Here is a 15,321-nt window from a genome sequence, read left to right as displayed (position 1 = left end):
CGCGTCACCGCGTCACCGCGTCACCGCGTCACCGCGTCACCGCGTCACCGCGTCACCGCGTCACCGCGTCACCGCGTCACCGCGTCACCGCGTCACCGCGTCACCGCGTCACCGCGTCACCGCGTCACCGCGTCACTCAGCGGTGGTCCCAGTGGTACCGGCCGACTCTCGGGTCGTAGCGGTAGTAGCCCCAGCGCGGGTCGTGCCGGTAGTAGCCCCAGCGGGGGTCGTAGTGGTTGCCGTTGCGCGGGTCCCAGCGCGGGTCGCGGTTGTGGCCCCAGCGGTCCTGGCCGTGCTCGTGGTCCCAGCCGTGGTCGTGGTCCCAGCCCGGCATCCCGGCGTGGGCCGCCGGTGCGGCGGAGGCGTGGCCCGCGGGAGTCGCCGCCTGCGCGGCGCCCGCCAGCGCCCCCACGACGACGGCCGGCCCGACGAGAAGGCCCGCCACAGTGGAGCGAGTCGCTTTCATGGATCCCCCCTGACGATGTGGTCCGTACTGACCAATCGCTCCATACCCGCGCGCGACGGAATGGCAAGCCCAACGAATATTCAATCCAAGGCCGAGAATTGCGGTCCGCTATATCCCGCAAAAAAGCGTCGCGGCATCAACAGTTACGCCAACTAATGGTTCTGCCGCGAATCTAGAATATGACCAGGTAGCAGGCCCGGTGCGCGCCCCGTCGACGGCACGAAGAGGCGGAAAACCGGCGCGATACATAAGGGCGTCCGCCGACCGGGTCCTTACCCGCTGTTCTGACCCCCGTCACACCGGCCGCGTCACTTGACGTGCTTGGCGGCGTCCGCGCTCGCCTGGTCGGCGCAGACCCAGACGCCGGAGTTCGACCGCAGCCCCGGCAGCCACGTTCCCGGTTCGTCGCGGCAGGCCGCGAGCTGCTGTGCGGCGTGCTCGCGCATGACGCTGTGCGCGTGCGCCAGGTGGAGACCGACCAGGCCGAAGCCGGGGTAGCCCACGTCGTTCCCCTGCGCGTGGTCGTACGCGCCGGCGAGCGTCTTGGCGGCGTTGCGGTCCAGATCCTTGCTCAGCGCGGTGAGCGACGCGGGCTCGATGTTCCTGATCGCGTTCTCGTCGGCCGCGCTGGGGGCGTGGTAGCCGGCGGGCACGGCCTCGCCGGACGCCAGCCGCCGGGGCCAGGTGAGCGTGGTCTGGGTGCTCTCGAAACTCGGCGCCGCCGCGGCGCCGATGTAGGTGCCGCTCATCAGCGAGCCGGCCCCGGTCGCGAGGAGCAGCTTCACGCTGGAGACGTCGCCGATGATCTTAATGGCCACGCCATTGATCGCGGCCAGGCCCTTGATCAGCACCCGGACCGTCTGAGCGGCCTGGACCATCAACCTGTTCGCCACGTACTCCGCGGCGACGTCCACCGCGGGCACGACCGCGGCGGCGAGCTTGGCCGCCACGAAGTTGAGGAGCGCGGACCCGATGACCGCCGACGCCATGCCCGCCACCGTGTAGCCGACCGCGCAGCCCCAGAGCGTGTCCCGTACGTTGTCGTACATGTCCGCGGCCGCGCCGAGGGTGTCCTGGTAGGGCTTGACCCGGTTGGCGATGAAGGCGTCCTTGCCCTTCTCCTTCCAGTGGTCCGCGGAGGCGTGCCGTTCCACGGCCTGCGAGACCTCCGAACTCGCCGTCCGGAGGCGGTCGGCGACCTCGCCGTACCGCTGGCCCGCGTGCCACATCTGCGCGGGATCCGACACGACCGTGGCGAGCGGCACCGCGACGAAGGCGGCGAGCGGGTAGACGATGGCGGCACTCGCCGCGTTCGCGGCACCCCACGTGCTCGGCGCGGACGTGATCACATCGGAGACCGTCAGTCCCATGGTGGTTTCCCCACTGCCGGATTAGCCGGTGATCAATGAGCGTACGGCGTGCCGTCGCGTCGCTCAACGCATTCCGCGGAGTACGCGATGCCCTGGGACGCCTGGAGCAGGTGGCGCAGACTGGAGGACATGACACCGGAAGAGCGACGCAGGTTCGTCCGTGACCACCGTACGGCGATCTTCGGCTACTCCCGCAAGAACGACGGACCCGCGATGTCGGCGCTGTACTACGTCGTGGAGGGCGACGAGATCCTCGTCTCCACCATGCGGGCGCGGGCGAAGGCCGCGGCGGTGCGCCGCGACCCGAAGGTCTCGCTGTGCGTCCTGGACGAGAAGTGGCCGCCGACCTACCTCAACGTCTACTGCGACGCGGTCGTGGACGACGACCCGCAGGCCGGCGCCGACCTGTTCTTCAAGATCATGGGCGTCATGGCGGGCCGTCCGCTGAGCGAGGACTCCCGCGCCGAGGTCGAGGAGATGGCCCGGCGGGAGGAACGGGTCGTGCTGCGCCTGCGCCCGTACGCGACGTTCGCCACCCCGCCGCGCCACGTCACCACCGAGGCGGACCTCGCCGGCCTCACCCATTGGACCAGCGCCTCGGTCCCCTGGGACGCCTGACGACCCGAGTCTTTCCGAAGATCCGGTTCCGCTCGTCCCATGTTGCATAGATCACATTTCCACGGCCTTTTTAAGGCGTAGAGTTCCGCTTCGGAGCGCCGGGAAGCCTGGTCGGCAACAACGACAGGCATGCCGGGGGAGGCGCGAGAGATGACGGAATTCCTACGGGTGGCATTGGATTTTCCGGCGGTCGTTCCGGGCCTTTTCCTCCTCGTGGTGCTCGCCTACTGGGCGCTGGTCGCGTGCGGGGCGCTGGACGCGCTGGCCGGCGCCGCCGTAGCCGTTCTGGTGTCGTTGTTCGTGGCGGTCGCCTGGTTCGCGTGCCTGGCCGGAGCCGTGCTGCTGCGCCGGGGCGACGTGTCGGGCGTGTTGCCGTCCACCGGCGTGCTGGTCGGCTCCGTGCTGCTGTCCGCCCTGCTCACCCGCCTGCTGATGCGACCGCTGCGGCGCATGATCGCCGAAGAGGCGGTGCCCACCCGGCGTGACTTCGTCGGCCGGATGTGCGTGATCAGCACCGGCCGGGTGGATCTCCGTTTCGGTCAGGCCGTCGTGCGCGCCGCCGACGGCTCGGCCGCCGTCATTCAGGTGCGGCAACAGCGGAACCGGGACGACGAACCCGCCCTCAAAGCAGGTAGTACCGCACTGATCTTCGACTACGACGCCGAGGGCGAGTTCTTCTGGGTGATGCCGTATGACGCGGAGCTCGACCCCCACCGTTCACCTCGCTGATTCAATTCTCACTCCCGCGATGAAGGACCACTGATGGATTCGCTGTTCGTCGGGCTCGGCGTGCTGGTCGCCGCGATTCTGCTCGTGCTCGCCGGTGTCATCGTGATGCTCCGGCTGTTCCGCAAGGTGGAGCAGGGGCGCGTGCTGATCGTTTCGAAGATCAAGAAGGTGCACGTCACGTTCACCGGCGCGATCGTGCTGCCGATCCTGCACAAGGCCGAGGTGATGGACATCTCGGTGAAGACCATCGAGATCGAGCGTTCGGGCGCCGAGGGCCTGATCTGCCGGGACAACATCCGCGCCGACATCCGCATCACGTTCTTCGTCCGGGTCAACAAGACCGTCGAGGACGTCATCCAGGTCGCCCAGGCCATCGGCACGGCGCGCGCCAGCCACGAGGAGACGCTCCAGACGCTGTTCAACGCCAAGTTCTCCGAGGCGCTGAAGACCGTCGGCAAGCAGATGGACTTCGTCGACCTGTACACCCACCGGCACGAGTTCCGCGACCAGATCGTGCAGATCATCGGCACCGACCTGAACGGCTACCACCTCGAGGACGCGGCCATCGACCACCTCGAGCAGACGCCGCTGGACAGCCTCAACCCGACGAACATCCTCGACGCGCAGGGCATCCGCAAGATCACCGAGCTGACCGCGATCGAGCACGTGCGCACCAACGAGTACCAGCGCAACGAGCAGAAGGAGATCACGCGGCAGAACGTCGACGCGCGTGAGGCGATCCTCGAGCTCGAACGCCGGCAGGCCGAGGCCGAGGTCAAGAAGAAGCGCGAGATCGAGACGGTCCGGGCCCGCGAGGAGGCCGAGATCGCCAAGGTGCAGGCCGAGGAGCGGCTGACCTCCCAGAGCGCGCACATCCGTACCGACGAGCAGCTCGGCATCCAGCAGGAGAACCGCAACCGGGAGATCGCCGTCGCGGAGAAGAACCGCGAACGCGTCATCGCGGTGGAGAGCGAGCGCATCGAGAAGGACCGCCTGCTCGAGGTGATCGCCCGCGAGCGCGAGACCGAGCTGTCCCGGATCGCCAAGGACAAGGAGGTCGAGGCGGAGAAGCGGGAGATCGCCGACGTCATCCGCGAGCGCATCGCGGTGGAGAAGACGGTCGCCGAGCAGGAGGAGAACATCAAGAAGCTCCGCGTCGTCGAGGAGGCCGAGCGCACGCGCCAGGCCCTGGTCATCCAGGCCGAGGCGGAGGCGCAGGAGAACCTCGTCAAGGGCATCAAGGCGGCCGAGGCCGCCGAGGAGGCGGCCAAGTTCCAGGCCCGCCAGGAGCTGCTGCTCGCCGAGGCGCGGCAGAAGACCGCCGAGCTCGACGCGCAGGCCAAGATCCGGCTGGCCGAGGGCGTCCAGGCCGAGGCCGCGGCGGAGGGCCTGGCCGAGGTGCAGGTGCGCGAGCGGGACGCCGAGGCCATCGAGAAGGTCGGCAACGCCGAGGCCGCCGTCGACCGGCAGAAGGCCCTCGCCGCCGCCGACGGCATCCGCGAGAAGCTCAAGGCCGAGGCGGAGGGCCTCACCGACAAGGCCGCCGGCATGGCCGCGATGGACGACGCGACGCGGGGGCACGAGGAGTACCGCCTGCGGCTGGAGGCGGAGAAGGAGATCCGCCTGGCCGGCCTGGACGTCCAGCGGGAGGTCGCCGGCGAGCAGGCGACGGTACTGGCGTCCGCGTTGGAGAAGGCCGACATCGACATCGTCGGCGGCGAGAGCACGTTCTTCGACAAGGTCGTCGGCGCGATCGGCGTCGGCAAGAGCATGGACGGGTTCGTCGAGCACTCCGGCGTGGCGCGCGGCCTCGCCGGGCCGTGGCTGAACGGCGACCGCAGCTTCCCCGAGGACCTCACCCGGCTGCTCGGCTCGGTCAGCACGGACGACGTGAAGAACCTCACCCTGTCCGCCCTGCTCATGCAGCGGATCCGGGGCGGCGGGTCGGACGGCGCCAAGGCGCAGGAACTGCTCGACCACGCCGAACGCCTCGGTGTCGCCGACGCCGCCGTCTCCTCCGTCGCCGTCATCGACCAGTGACGGTAGGAGAGGAGAAGCCTGAGCCGAAGCTGGACGCGGGCACCTACGAGGTGCTCCGCGCCCGGCTCGGCGAGCAGGCCGAAGCGCTGGCGGGCCGGGCCGAGACGCTGAACGCCCGGCGCGTGGAGACCTTCGGCGGCGCCGAGCTGCGGCTCGTCGGCGCCGAGCGGATCCGCACCGAGAACAACTGCGTGCCCCGCGACATCGCCGCCGTCGGCGAGCTGCTGCTGTTCGGGTACAACGTGTTCATCGGGCTCCGCCCGGAGACGTCGGTGGACGACGTGTTCGCGGTGCACCGGTTCGTCCGGGACGGCGAGAAGTTCCGGTTCGAGGCCGCCGAGTCGGACCTGCTGCGCGACCCGCAGTTCGAACGCGACTTCACGGAGCTGTACCGCTACTACCGCGACAGCCGGCTGCTCCAGCTCCGCCACGTCGAGGGCAAGCTCCTGGCCGTCTTCCAGACCGGCCTGGAGGCCGAGCACGACACCCGCGTGCTCCGATGGAAGACCGGGACGGACGGCACCGTCGTCTACCAGGACAACCTGGGCGAGCCGGACCACGTCTTCCCGCCGTCGCACGACTTCACCTGGACCGAGACGACCCGCGACGACCACGTCCTGGGCCGGCACCCCCACATCTCGATCGAGGACGAGATCTTCGTCGAGACCGTCGGGGGCGACCTGACCGTCAAGCTGGAGAACAACACCGAGACCGGGGAGGGCGTCTACCGCGAGCCGGTCGCCGAGCCGCTGCAGAGCCTCGCCGACGCCGAGGTGGAGTACGCCCGCGTCGGCGCGCTGATCCTGCTGCGCGTGCGGCCGTACAAGGAGGAGGACCGGCGGCACCTGGTCTTCAACACCCGCACCCGGTCCGTCGTACGGCTCGACGGCATCGGCCAGGCGTGCCGCCGGCTCCCGGAGGACCAGGGGATCATCTTCCCCGGCGGCTACTACCTGGTCACCGGGACGGCCAAGACCTTCGACACCGAGACCGACCGGCTGGAGTACGAGCGCGTCATCCGGTCCCCGAACGGCGAGGACGCGCTCTACGTCTTCCACGCCCGCGAGGCCGGCCGGTACCTCCTGCTGCCGTACAACGTGATCCGCAAGGAGGTCGCCACCCCGATCACGTGCCACGGCTACTCGCTGTTCGACGACGGCACGCTGGTCTCGTTCCGCGCCGACTCGGCCGAGCCCACCCGGGTGCACCAGATGCAGGTGTGGCAGACCCCCTACGTGTCGGACACGTACGCGGCGGCGCAGCCGGTCGGCACCGGGCCGCTGGAGCGCGTCGGCAACGCCGACCTGGTCCGCGGCATCTCCGACGCCCTCTCGATCGCCCGTACGGTGGCCGAGAGCGAGCCGTCGGAGGCGGTGCTCGAGGCGTTGATCGCGGCCTGTGACCGGGCCGCGGACCGCTACTTCTGGTTCGGCGAGCAGGGCCTGCGCGAGCCGCTCGACGGTGTGCGCGCCGCCGCCGAGCAGGTCCTGGAGGAGTACGAGAACGTCCAGCGGCTCACCGCGCAGGCGTCCGGCGCGCTCGCCGAGGCCGAGGAGCGGATCACCACCCTGATCCGGCAGACGAGAGGCGAGTCGCCGGCCACCGCCGACGCGTGGGTGAGCCGGCTCGCCGAGCTGCGCCGCTCGCAGGGGCGGCTCGAGACGCTGCGCGAGATGCGGTACGCGGACACGGCGGGGATCGACGCGCTGGCCGGGCGGCTCGGCGACGAACTCACCGCGACGGGCGGTCGCGCCGTGGCGTTCCTCCAGGGGCCGGACGCCTTCACCGGCTACCACGAGCGGATCGGCCGGATCGCCGCCGACGCCGAGGCGATCGCGACCGCGGCCGAGGCCGATCCCGTACGGGAACGGCTCGCCGAGCAGACCCACGGCCTGGAGACGCTCACCGAGGTCGTCGGATCGCTCGACGTCGCCGACGCCCGCGTCCGCACCTCCATCCTGGAGCGGATCGGCGAGGCGCTCGCCGAGATCAACCAGGCTCAGGCGAGCCTGACCGCCCGCCGCCGCGAACTGCTCGACGCTGAGGGCCGGGCCGCGTTCGCGGCGGAGTTCGCGCTGCTCGGCCAGGCCGTGACCGCGGCCCTGGCGATGGCCGACTCTCCCGCGCACTGCGACGACCAGCTCGGCCGCATGATGCTCCAGCTGGAGAACCTGGAGTCGCGGTTCGCCGAGTTCGACGACTTCGTCGCGCGGCTGTCCGCCCGGCGCGAGGAGGTCTACGAGGCGTTCTCCACGCGCAAGCAGGCACTCGTCGACGAGCAGGTACGGCGGGCGGACCGGCTCGCCGAGTCGGCCGAACGCGTCCTGACCGGGATCCAGCGGCGCGTCGCCGAACTGGACTCCCTCGACGAGATCAACACCTACTTCGCCGCCGACCCGATGGTGGCCAAGGTCCGCGGCGTCGCCGATCAACTGCGGGACCTCGGCGACGCGGTGCGCGCGGAGGAACTCGCCGGACGGCTCAAGGCCGCCCGGCAGGACGCCGGCCGGGTCCTGCGCGACCGCGTCGACCTGTACGAGGGCGGCGGGCAGGCGATCCGCCTCGGCCGGCACCGGTTCGCGGTCAACACCCAGCCCCTCGACCTGACCCTCGTGCCGTACGAGGGCGGCCTGGCGTACGCGGTGACCGCGACCGACTACCGGCAGCCGGTGCGCGACCCGGACTTCGCGGCGACCCGGCCGTACTGGGACCAGTCGCTGGTCTCCGAGACGCCTGAGGTCTACCGCGCCGAGTACCTCGCCGCGGACCTGCTCACCGGCCCCTCGCTCGGCGCGCTGCGGCGCGCGGCCGAGTCCGCCGACGGCCTGTTCGCCGAGGTGCGGCGCGCCGCCGAGACCCGGTACGACGAGGGCTACGAACGCGGCGTCCACGACCGCGACGCCGCTCTGATCGTGGCGGCGCTGCTGCGGCTGCACGACGACGCCGGGCTGCTGCGCTACCCACCGGCCGCGCGTGCGGCCGCCCAGCTGTTCTGGGCGCACGGCGCCGCGAAGGAGGACCGTACGTCCTGGGCCGCGCGGGCCCGGTCCCTCGCCCGCGCGCGTGCCGCGTTCGGCGACGCGGCGGCGGTCGCGGGGCTGCGCGCCGAACTGACCGCGGCCATCGCGGCCTCCGCCCTCGACGCCGGGCCGCACGACCTCGCGGGGGAGTACCTGTTCGAGGAGCTGGCCGCCGCGCCGGAGGGCTTCGTCACCGGCGCGGGCGCCCGCGCCCTCCTGGACGGGTTCCGGCGGGCGCTCGGCGGCGATCCGGGGTTCGAGGCCGACCTGCGCGATCTGGGCGACGACCTGGCGGCACGGCGGCAGCTCGTCGAGGCCTGGCTGAGCGCGTACGTGGCGTCGGACGCCTCGCCCGCCGGCGATCTGGCCGAGGCGGTGGCGATCGAGCTGTGCGGGCCGCTGCCGCGCTATGAGTCCTCCGCGCCGCTGACCGCGACCGTCGAGGGCCTGCTCGGCACGCACCCGCGCGTCACCGGCCGGCGGCTGGAACTCCGCCTCGATGAGGTGCTGACCCGTACCCGCCGGTTCCGCGCCGAACGCGTGCCCGCCTACCGGGCGTACCAGAAGCGACGCGGGGAGCTGGTCGCGGCCGAGCGGTCGCGGCTGCGGTTGGAGGAGTACCGGCCGAAGGTGATGAGCGGGTTCGTGCGCAACGCCCTGCTGGACGAGGTCTACCTGCCGCTGATCGGCGACAACCTGGCCAAGCAGCTCGGCGCGGCGGGCGACGCCAAGCGCACCGACCAGATGGGCCTGCTGATGCTCATCTCACCGCCCGGGTACGGCAAGACGACGCTGATGGAGTACGTCGCGGGGCGGCTCGGCCTGATGTTCGTCAAGATCAACGGGCCGGCGCTCGGCCAGTCGGTCACCTCGCTGGACCCGGCCGAGGCGCCGAACGCCACCGCGCGCCAGGAGGTCGAGAAGATCTCCTTCGCGCTGGAGATGGGCAACAACGTGCTGCTCTACCTCGACGACATCCAGCACACGTCGCCGGAGCTGCTGCAGCGGTTCATCTCGCTGTGCGACGCCCAGCGCCGCATCGAGGGCGTCTGGGAGGGCCGCACCCGCACGTACGACCTGCGCGGCAAGCGGTTCGCGGTGTGCATGGCGGGCAACCCGTTCACCGAGTCGGGCCGGCGGTTCCGCGTCCCGGACATGCTGGCCAACCGCGCCGACGTGTGGAACCTCGGCGACGTGCTGTCCGGGCGCGAGGAGCTGTTCGCGCTCAGCTACGTGGAGAACGCCCTGACCTCCAACCCCGTGCTCGCCCCGCTGTCCACCCGCGACCGCGCCGACGTCGAGCTGTTCGTACGCCTCGCGCGCGGCGACTCCACGGCGATGCCCGACCGGCTCGTCCACCCGTACTCCGCGACCGAGGTCGAGCAGATCACCGCCGTGCTGCGCAAGCTGCTGAGGGTGCAGCGGGTGGTGCTCGCGTGCAACCGGGCCTACATCGCCTCGGCGGCGCAGAACGACGCGTCGCGGACCGAGCCGCCGTTCCAGCTGCAGGGCTCCTACCGGAACATGAACAAGCTGGCCGAACGCATCGTGCCGGCGATGAACGACGCGGAGCTGGAGGCGGTCGTCGACGACCACTACCTCGGCGAGGCGCAGACGCTGGCCTCCGGAGCCGAGGCGAACCTGCTGAAACTCGGCGAGCTGCGCGGCACGCTGACCGCCGAGCAGAGCGAGCGCTGGGCGGAGGTGAAGGCGGCGTTCGTACGGGCCCGGGCGCTGGGCGGCGAGGAGGACGACCCGATGAGCCGGGCGGTCGGCGCCCTCGGCCTGCTCGCCGACCGGATCGCCGGAGTGGAGACCGCCATCGCCCGCACCGGCCGGTCCGACCGTCCGCCTACGGGATGACGGTCAGCGCCGGAGGGGAGGCGGCGGCGCGCGCCGCGAGTGCGGCGACCAGTGCCGTACGGATGTGGTCGAACAACGCGAAAAGGTCGGCACAGTAAACCGAACGATGGTCGAACCCTTTTTGGTCCTGATAACGATGGGAATAATGTCCGCCCGCGCATACGGCCGCCCAGCGGCACTCGCGGCACTCCCCGGGTATTCCGGTCATGCCTAATTGGCGGGCGATGGTGGCAGGATGTCGGAGCGCGGCATCGAAATCGTCATCGCCGACGTCCAGGCCGAGGTACGCGGCGCCGTCGAAAGCCGCGGCGAGGATATCCGACTGCTCGATCTGCCCGTCGGTCTCCACGACGATCATCGCGGCGGGGCTCGTCCCGATCCCCTCGACGGCCGACGCGCCGCCGAGAAGCACATTGATGATCTCCTCGAACAGCCGGATCCGCGTCTCGCGCACCGGTGCGTGGAACCAGCGGTCGAAGATGGGGATCAGCCAGGCCGCGTACGCGCCCGCCGGTCCGGCCGGCGGGTTGCTCCAGTTGGCGTGCGGCAGCAGCAGGTCGATCGCGGGCGGCGAGAAGGCCAGCAGCGCCTCGTAGGTCGCGATCGGGTCGTTGGCCAGGTCGATGACGCACAGCAGCCCGGAGAACAGGTGACCGAACTCCGGGCCCGTCAGCGCGTCCAGCCCTCGCGTGACCTGGGCGTGACTGCCGCCTCGCGGCCTGCGCCGGGCGCGGTCGTGGGCGGCCGCGTCGCCGTCCAGGCTGACTCCGACGCGGATCCCCAGCTCGTCGAACAGGGTCAGGAAGCGGCGGTCGAGCAGGGTCCCGTTGCTCTGGAGGGAGAAGTCGACCGTCGCGGCGTCGCCCACCGCGCCGCGCACGGCCGTCACGACGTGGCGAAGCCGATCGGGGCCGGCCAGGAGCGGTTCTCCGCCGTGCAGGACGACCGCGATGTCGGTCAGGTCGTGCGACCGCACGTGCTCGGCGATCCGGGCCGCGGCTAAGTCCGCGATTCGGGCGGACATGACGGGTGGCCGATGCCGCCAGCGCTGATCGGCCATCGTGTACAGATAGCAGTAGGTGCAGGCGAGATTGCACCGACTGTGCACCTTGAGAATGAACTGACGGAAGGGGGTCGGCTTCTTGATCGGCCGATTGCGGCCAATAAGTCCGTTGATCATGAACCGGAGCCTACGCCGGGTCTAGGGGGTCGATAGTGTCGAGTGACGCTTTACAAACCACTTTAGTGGGGGACCATGTAAAAAGCGGTGTCTATTATAGAAGTCGGTTCTGGGCGCGGGCGGTGGAGGCATGCGGGGAAACGGGCAGCCGGCTCTGGTGGACCTCTCGGGGGTCGATCTGGAGGCTCCGGACCTACAACAGGACGAGTCGGTCATGGGCTGGGCGCTGACCCGGAGACGCCGCGAGGGCGACGAGGGCACGCCGGGATACGCCAGTTTCATCAATGACACGGTCCTCGAAGGCTCGCGCCGGACGGAGCGCGGCACGAGGGCAGGCGGCACGGCGTGACCGGCCGTCGCTCGACCCGGTGCGTGACGTTCACCTCGGCGGCGCGGGGGCTCGGCCGCACCGCGGCCGTCGCGAACACCGCCATGATCCTGGCCGGAGCGCGTGAGCGCGTCCTCGTCGTCGACTGGAGCGGCGAGCGCCCCACCGATCGCGGCTACTTCAAGCCCTTCAGCGTCGGTGAGCCGCCCGAGGTCGCCGCGCTCGGCGCGCTCCTCGACCGGCTGACCGGACAGGACCCCGGCACGTGGCGGCCCGAACGGTTCCAGCCTCCCGGAGACGCCGGCCCGGTCGACCTGGTCACGCCCCTCGGCCCCGGGCGAGGTGAGTCGCTGCCGGGGCTGCCCTGGGCGGAACCGATCGACGTCATCGTCCAGCGGCTGCGCGACGCGATGGAGGACCTGCCCTACGGCTACATCCTCGTCGACGCGCCCACCGAGCCGAACGCCGACATCATCGACGTCATCGCCCGGGGCAGCGACGTCGCCGTCGTGGCCTTCGGGCCGGGCCGCCTGGCCGCCCTTCAGGCGGCGAACCTCGCCGAGGCGATCCAGGCGCAGGCCGCGGCCGGGATCGACCTGCTGCCACTGCGGGCCGGTCCCCGCACCACCGGGCCGGAGATCGCCCAGGTCGACGCGGACCTCCTCACCCAGCTGTTCGAGGCACCGCCCGGCACCGGCAAAGAGGTCCTCACCGTCCCGTTCCTGTCCCGGCAGGCCGGCCGCTCCATCCTCGCGACCCTGGCGGAGGAGCCGGACAGCGAGGTGGTGCGGGCGTACGGCCGGCTGACCGAGCGGCTCTCCGGCGGCGTCGTCACCGGTCACGCCGAGCTGCCGGCCGCGCTGCGGGCGAACTACCGCATCGCCGTCGGCCTGGACGAAGCCCGCGAGACCGAGCGGTTCACGGTCGTCCACGACCGGGCCGACCGCCGCTGGGCCGACTGGGTCCAGGCGCAGCTGCGCGGCCTCGGCGCCGACGTCACGCTGGCCGCGGAGGGCGAGCCGGTCACGGGCCGGGTCGTCGTGATCGCCTCGGCCCACCTGCTGCCGGCGCTCGCCGACGCGCGGCACGGCACGGACCCCGCCCTCGTGCTCTGCGTGTCCGACGACGTCGCCGAGCGGCTCCCGGACACGCCGCTCACGCTGAACCTCGCCGGCCGGGAGCAACGCGAGGCGATCCGGCTCTTACAAGGCCGGCTCGGCCTCGTCGCCGGCGGCCTGCCCTCGCCGCCCGTCGGCTTCGTCCCCGCGTATCCGCTCGACCCGCCCCCGGACGGCGCGGTCGCCAACCACGTCCTGCCCGACGACGGCCCGTTCGTCGGGCGCGACGGAGACCTGGCCGCGCTGCGCGACCGGCTGATGCGCGACGTCGACGGCTGCGAGCCGCACGTCCTCGGCGGCCCGCCGGGCATCGGCAAGACCGCCATGGTCGAGCACTACATCCGGGCCTTCGGCGAGGACTACGGGATCATCTGGTGGGTCTCGGCGCGCACGCCGGAGCTCGCACGGCTCGACCTGAACGCCCTGGCCGCGCGGCTGCGGGTGGCCCCGGAGGGCGACCCCGCGGCGGCCGTCGTCACCGCGCTGCGCTCCTCCGGGCAGGACAACTGGCTGCTCGTCTACGACGACGCCGACGACCTGGCCGCGCTGGAGGACCTCATCCCGTCCGGCGGTCCCGGCCACGTGCTCATCACCAGCCGTACGGCCGGGGACGCCGCCGACCGCCTCGGGCCGGTCGACACCGGCCCGGGACGGCGTTTCCTGCGCGAGCGGATCGACGGGCTGTCGGACGAGCACGCCGAGACCGTCGTCGGCATCGTCGAGGGCCTGCCGCTCGCGCTGAGGCTGGCGGCGGCGTGGATCCGCGAGGCGGTCGACTACCTGCTGGCCATCAGGGCGCTCGACACCGACGGCGCGACGGCGTGGGCGGTGGCGGAGTTCAAGGCACGCGTCGCCCAGCGGATGAGGACGCCCGGGACGGAGCCGACCGCGGCCTGCCTGGACGTGACGTTCGAGTCGATGGAGGACGGCCCGCTCGGGTGCCTCGCGGCCCGGCTGCTCGAACTCTGCGCCTGGCTCGCGCCCGAGGGCGCGAGCCACCGGCTCTTGGCGTCGGCGCCGTTCCTCGACCGGCTCGCCGTCGCGGCCGGTCCGGAGGCCGGCGAGCTCGTCGCCGCCGACAGCATGGTGCTGGACCAGCTGCTGCGGCTCTGCGTGCGCTTCGGCCTGGCCGACGTCCAGTGGAGCCGCGACCCGCGGATCCTGCTGCACCGGAGGGTGCAGGAGCTCATCCGGGACCGCCTCTCCCCGGAGCAGGCGGCCGAGCGGCAGGGGCAGACGATCGGCGCCCTCGCGGACATCGTGCCCGTCGAGGCCGACGGCCCGGTGAGCCTCCACGGGGAGGTGTTCTCCGAGCTCCACCGGCATCTGGGCCCGTCCGGGGCCGCCGAGAGCCTCGACGCCCACGCTCGCCGCTGGCTCGTCGAGCAGGTGCGATTCCAGTACGTCACCGGCGACCGGGGGAGCTGGAGCCTCATGCTCCCGATGGTCGAGGAGCTGCTGCCGGCCTGGCCGGACGACCTGCTCAAGGGGCGCCTGCTCGTCCAGGTCGCCAACCTCCGCCGTGACCTCGGCCGGTTCGACGACGCCCTGCGGGCGAGCGAGCAGGCGCTGACGATCCTGCGCGGAGCGGACGCGGCGGGCCGCTACTGGGCACTGACCGCGGGCCGCGGCCGCACCGGAGACCGGCGCGGCCTGGGACAGTTCGGCCAGGCGCTGGGCGAGATCGAGGGCGTGTACGAGGAGACCCGCCTGCTCCTCGGCGACGGCCACCGCGACACGACCATCGCCCGTAACAACCTCGCCGAGGCCGCCTTCCTCACCGGACAGCACCAGCTCGCCGAGGACACGGCCGTACGCGCGTGGCGGCAGCAGGTGGCCGAGTTCGGGGAGACCGACCCGATCGCGTTGCGCATCGCCCGCCGGGTCGGCGATTACAAGTTCGCGAACGGGCGCAAGGACGAGGCGCGGCGCCTGCTCGTCATGAGCCTCGGCCAGGCGCGTGACCAGAAGACGCCCGACCGGCTCAGCGAGATGGACCTGCTGAGGAGCCTCGCGATCGTCGACCGGCAGCGGGGGGTGGACGCCGCGGACGAGAAGATCCGGAGGGCCGTGCGCGGGTTCCGCGCGGTCCTGGGCGCCGGCCATCCCAGCACCCTGGCCGCCGAGCTGAGCCTGGCGATCGAGCTCGACGAGGCCGGCGATCACCTGGGGGCCTCGCGGCTGGGCCGGCGGCTCCTCGACGACCTCGTCGGCGTGTACGGCCCCGGCCATCCCTTCGTCCAGCTGTGCCGGCTCGACCTCGGCCTGTTCGAGGGCACGATGGAGGCGCCCGAGAACACCCTCGCGACGGTGCGGGAGGCGAGACAGCGGCTCGTCGCCGCGCTCGGCGAGCAGCATCCGTGGGCGATGGTGGCCGCGCTGCACGAGGCACGGGCGCTGACGGGTCTCGGCCGGGCCGACGAGGCGCTGCGACTGCACGAGGCGACCGCCGCGGACCTGCTCGACTATCTGGGGGACGAACACCCCTATACCGAGGTCGCCGCCGCGGCGCTCGAGACGGCTGAGGGCCTGACCGAAGCGAGCATTACTTCCGCCATTTATGTGGACATTCCAATCATCTGATGGGGA

Annotated in this window: 9 protein-coding genes; 6 read left to right on the top strand and 3 right to left on the bottom strand. The window is 71.7% G+C overall.

Annotation, left to right across the window (positions count from 1 at the left end):
- Positions 1-136 precede the first annotated feature (136 nt).
- Both QSK37_RS44430 and QSK37_RS44425 read right to left on the bottom strand, forming a co-directional pair.
- Entirely contained in the window at positions 137-466 is a 330-nt protein-coding gene (locus tag QSK37_RS44430; protein WP_285633915.1) for a hypothetical protein, read from the bottom strand.
- Between the two features lie 308 nt (positions 467-774).
- The gene (locus QSK37_RS44425; protein WP_285633914.1) at positions 775-1,836 is read right to left on the bottom strand and encodes a hypothetical protein; all 1,062 of its coding nucleotides are present in this window, start codon (positions 1,834-1,836) and stop codon (positions 775-777) included.
- 129 nt (positions 1,837-1,965) lie between these two features.
- On the opposite strand from QSK37_RS44425, the gene QSK37_RS44420 reads away from it, so the two are divergent.
- From QSK37_RS44420 to QSK37_RS44405, 4 genes are all read left to right on the top strand, one after another.
- Positions 1,966-2,454, top strand: a complete 489-nt coding sequence (locus QSK37_RS44420) for a pyridoxamine 5'-phosphate oxidase family protein (RefSeq protein ID WP_285633912.1) — start codon at positions 1,966-1,968, stop codon at positions 2,452-2,454.
- Between the two features lie 150 nt (positions 2,455-2,604).
- Positions 2,605-3,183: a hypothetical protein gene (locus QSK37_RS44415; protein ID WP_285633910.1), complete on the top strand. Its 579-nt coding sequence runs from the start codon at positions 2,605-2,607 to the stop codon at positions 3,181-3,183.
- A 33-nt stretch (positions 3,184-3,216) separates the two neighbouring features.
- A complete protein-coding gene (locus tag QSK37_RS44410; protein WP_285633908.1) occupies positions 3,217-5,223 on the top strand; it encodes a flotillin family protein in 2,007 nt (668 codons plus the stop codon).
- Positions 5,220-10,106 (top strand): DNA repair ATPase, encoded by a 4,887-nt coding sequence (locus QSK37_RS44405; protein ID WP_285633906.1) that lies wholly within the window; start codon positions 5,220-5,222, stop codon positions 10,104-10,106. Before QSK37_RS44410 ends, QSK37_RS44405 begins: the two co-directional genes overlap by 4 nt.
- Here the strand turns inward: QSK37_RS44405 and QSK37_RS44400 are convergent.
- Positions 10,096-11,286 (bottom strand): FxsB family cyclophane-forming radical SAM/SPASM peptide maturase, encoded by a 1,191-nt coding sequence (locus tag QSK37_RS44400; RefSeq protein ID WP_285633904.1) that lies wholly within the window; start codon positions 11,284-11,286, stop codon positions 10,096-10,098. The genes QSK37_RS44405 and QSK37_RS44400 overlap by 11 nt on opposite strands.
- A 130-nt stretch (positions 11,287-11,416) precedes the next feature.
- Here QSK37_RS44400 and QSK37_RS44395 point away from each other — a divergent pair, with 130 nt between their 5' ends.
- Together QSK37_RS44395 and fxsT are read left to right on the top strand one after the other, a co-directional pair.
- Positions 11,417-11,635, top strand: a complete 219-nt coding sequence (locus QSK37_RS44395; protein WP_285633903.1) for a hypothetical protein — start codon at positions 11,417-11,419, stop codon at positions 11,633-11,635.
- Positions 11,632-15,315 carry an FxSxx-COOH system tetratricopeptide repeat protein gene (gene fxsT, locus QSK37_RS44390; RefSeq protein WP_285633902.1) on the top strand — a complete coding sequence of 1,228 codons (3,684 nt, stop codon included), beginning with the start codon at positions 11,632-11,634 and terminating at the stop codon, positions 15,313-15,315. Before QSK37_RS44395 ends, fxsT begins: the two co-directional genes overlap by 4 nt.
- Positions 15,316-15,321: the final 6 nt, after the last annotated feature.

This window comes from Actinoallomurus iriomotensis (assembly GCF_030269445.1).
Taxonomy (GTDB): Bacteria; Actinomycetota; Actinomycetes; order Streptosporangiales; family Streptosporangiaceae; genus Actinoallomurus; species Actinoallomurus iriomotensis.
This window is presented reverse-complemented; position numbering and strand designations above follow the sequence as displayed.

Bases quoted from the DNA above. Each gene is read 5' to 3' on its own strand.
- QSK37_RS44430 (WP_285633915.1), bottom strand. From the start codon at position 466: ATGAAAGCGACTCGCTCCACTGTGGCGGGCCTTCTCGTCGGGCCGGCC.
- QSK37_RS44425 (WP_285633914.1), bottom strand. From the start codon at position 1,836: ATGGGACTGACGGTCTCCGATGTGATCACGTCCGCGCCGAGCACGTGG.
- QSK37_RS44420 (WP_285633912.1), top strand. From the start codon at position 1,966: ATGACACCGGAAGAGCGACGCAGGTTCGTCCGTGACCACCGTACGGCG.
- QSK37_RS44415 (WP_285633910.1), top strand. From the start codon at position 2,605: ATGACGGAATTCCTACGGGTGGCATTGGATTTTCCGGCGGTCGTTCCG.
- QSK37_RS44410 (WP_285633908.1), top strand. From the start codon at position 3,217: ATGGATTCGCTGTTCGTCGGGCTCGGCGTGCTGGTCGCCGCGATTCTG.
- QSK37_RS44400 (WP_285633904.1), bottom strand. From the start codon at position 11,286: ATGATCAACGGACTTATTGGCCGCAATCGGCCGATCAAGAAGCCGACC.
- QSK37_RS44395 (WP_285633903.1), top strand. From the start codon at position 11,417: ATGCGGGGAAACGGGCAGCCGGCTCTGGTGGACCTCTCGGGGGTCGAT.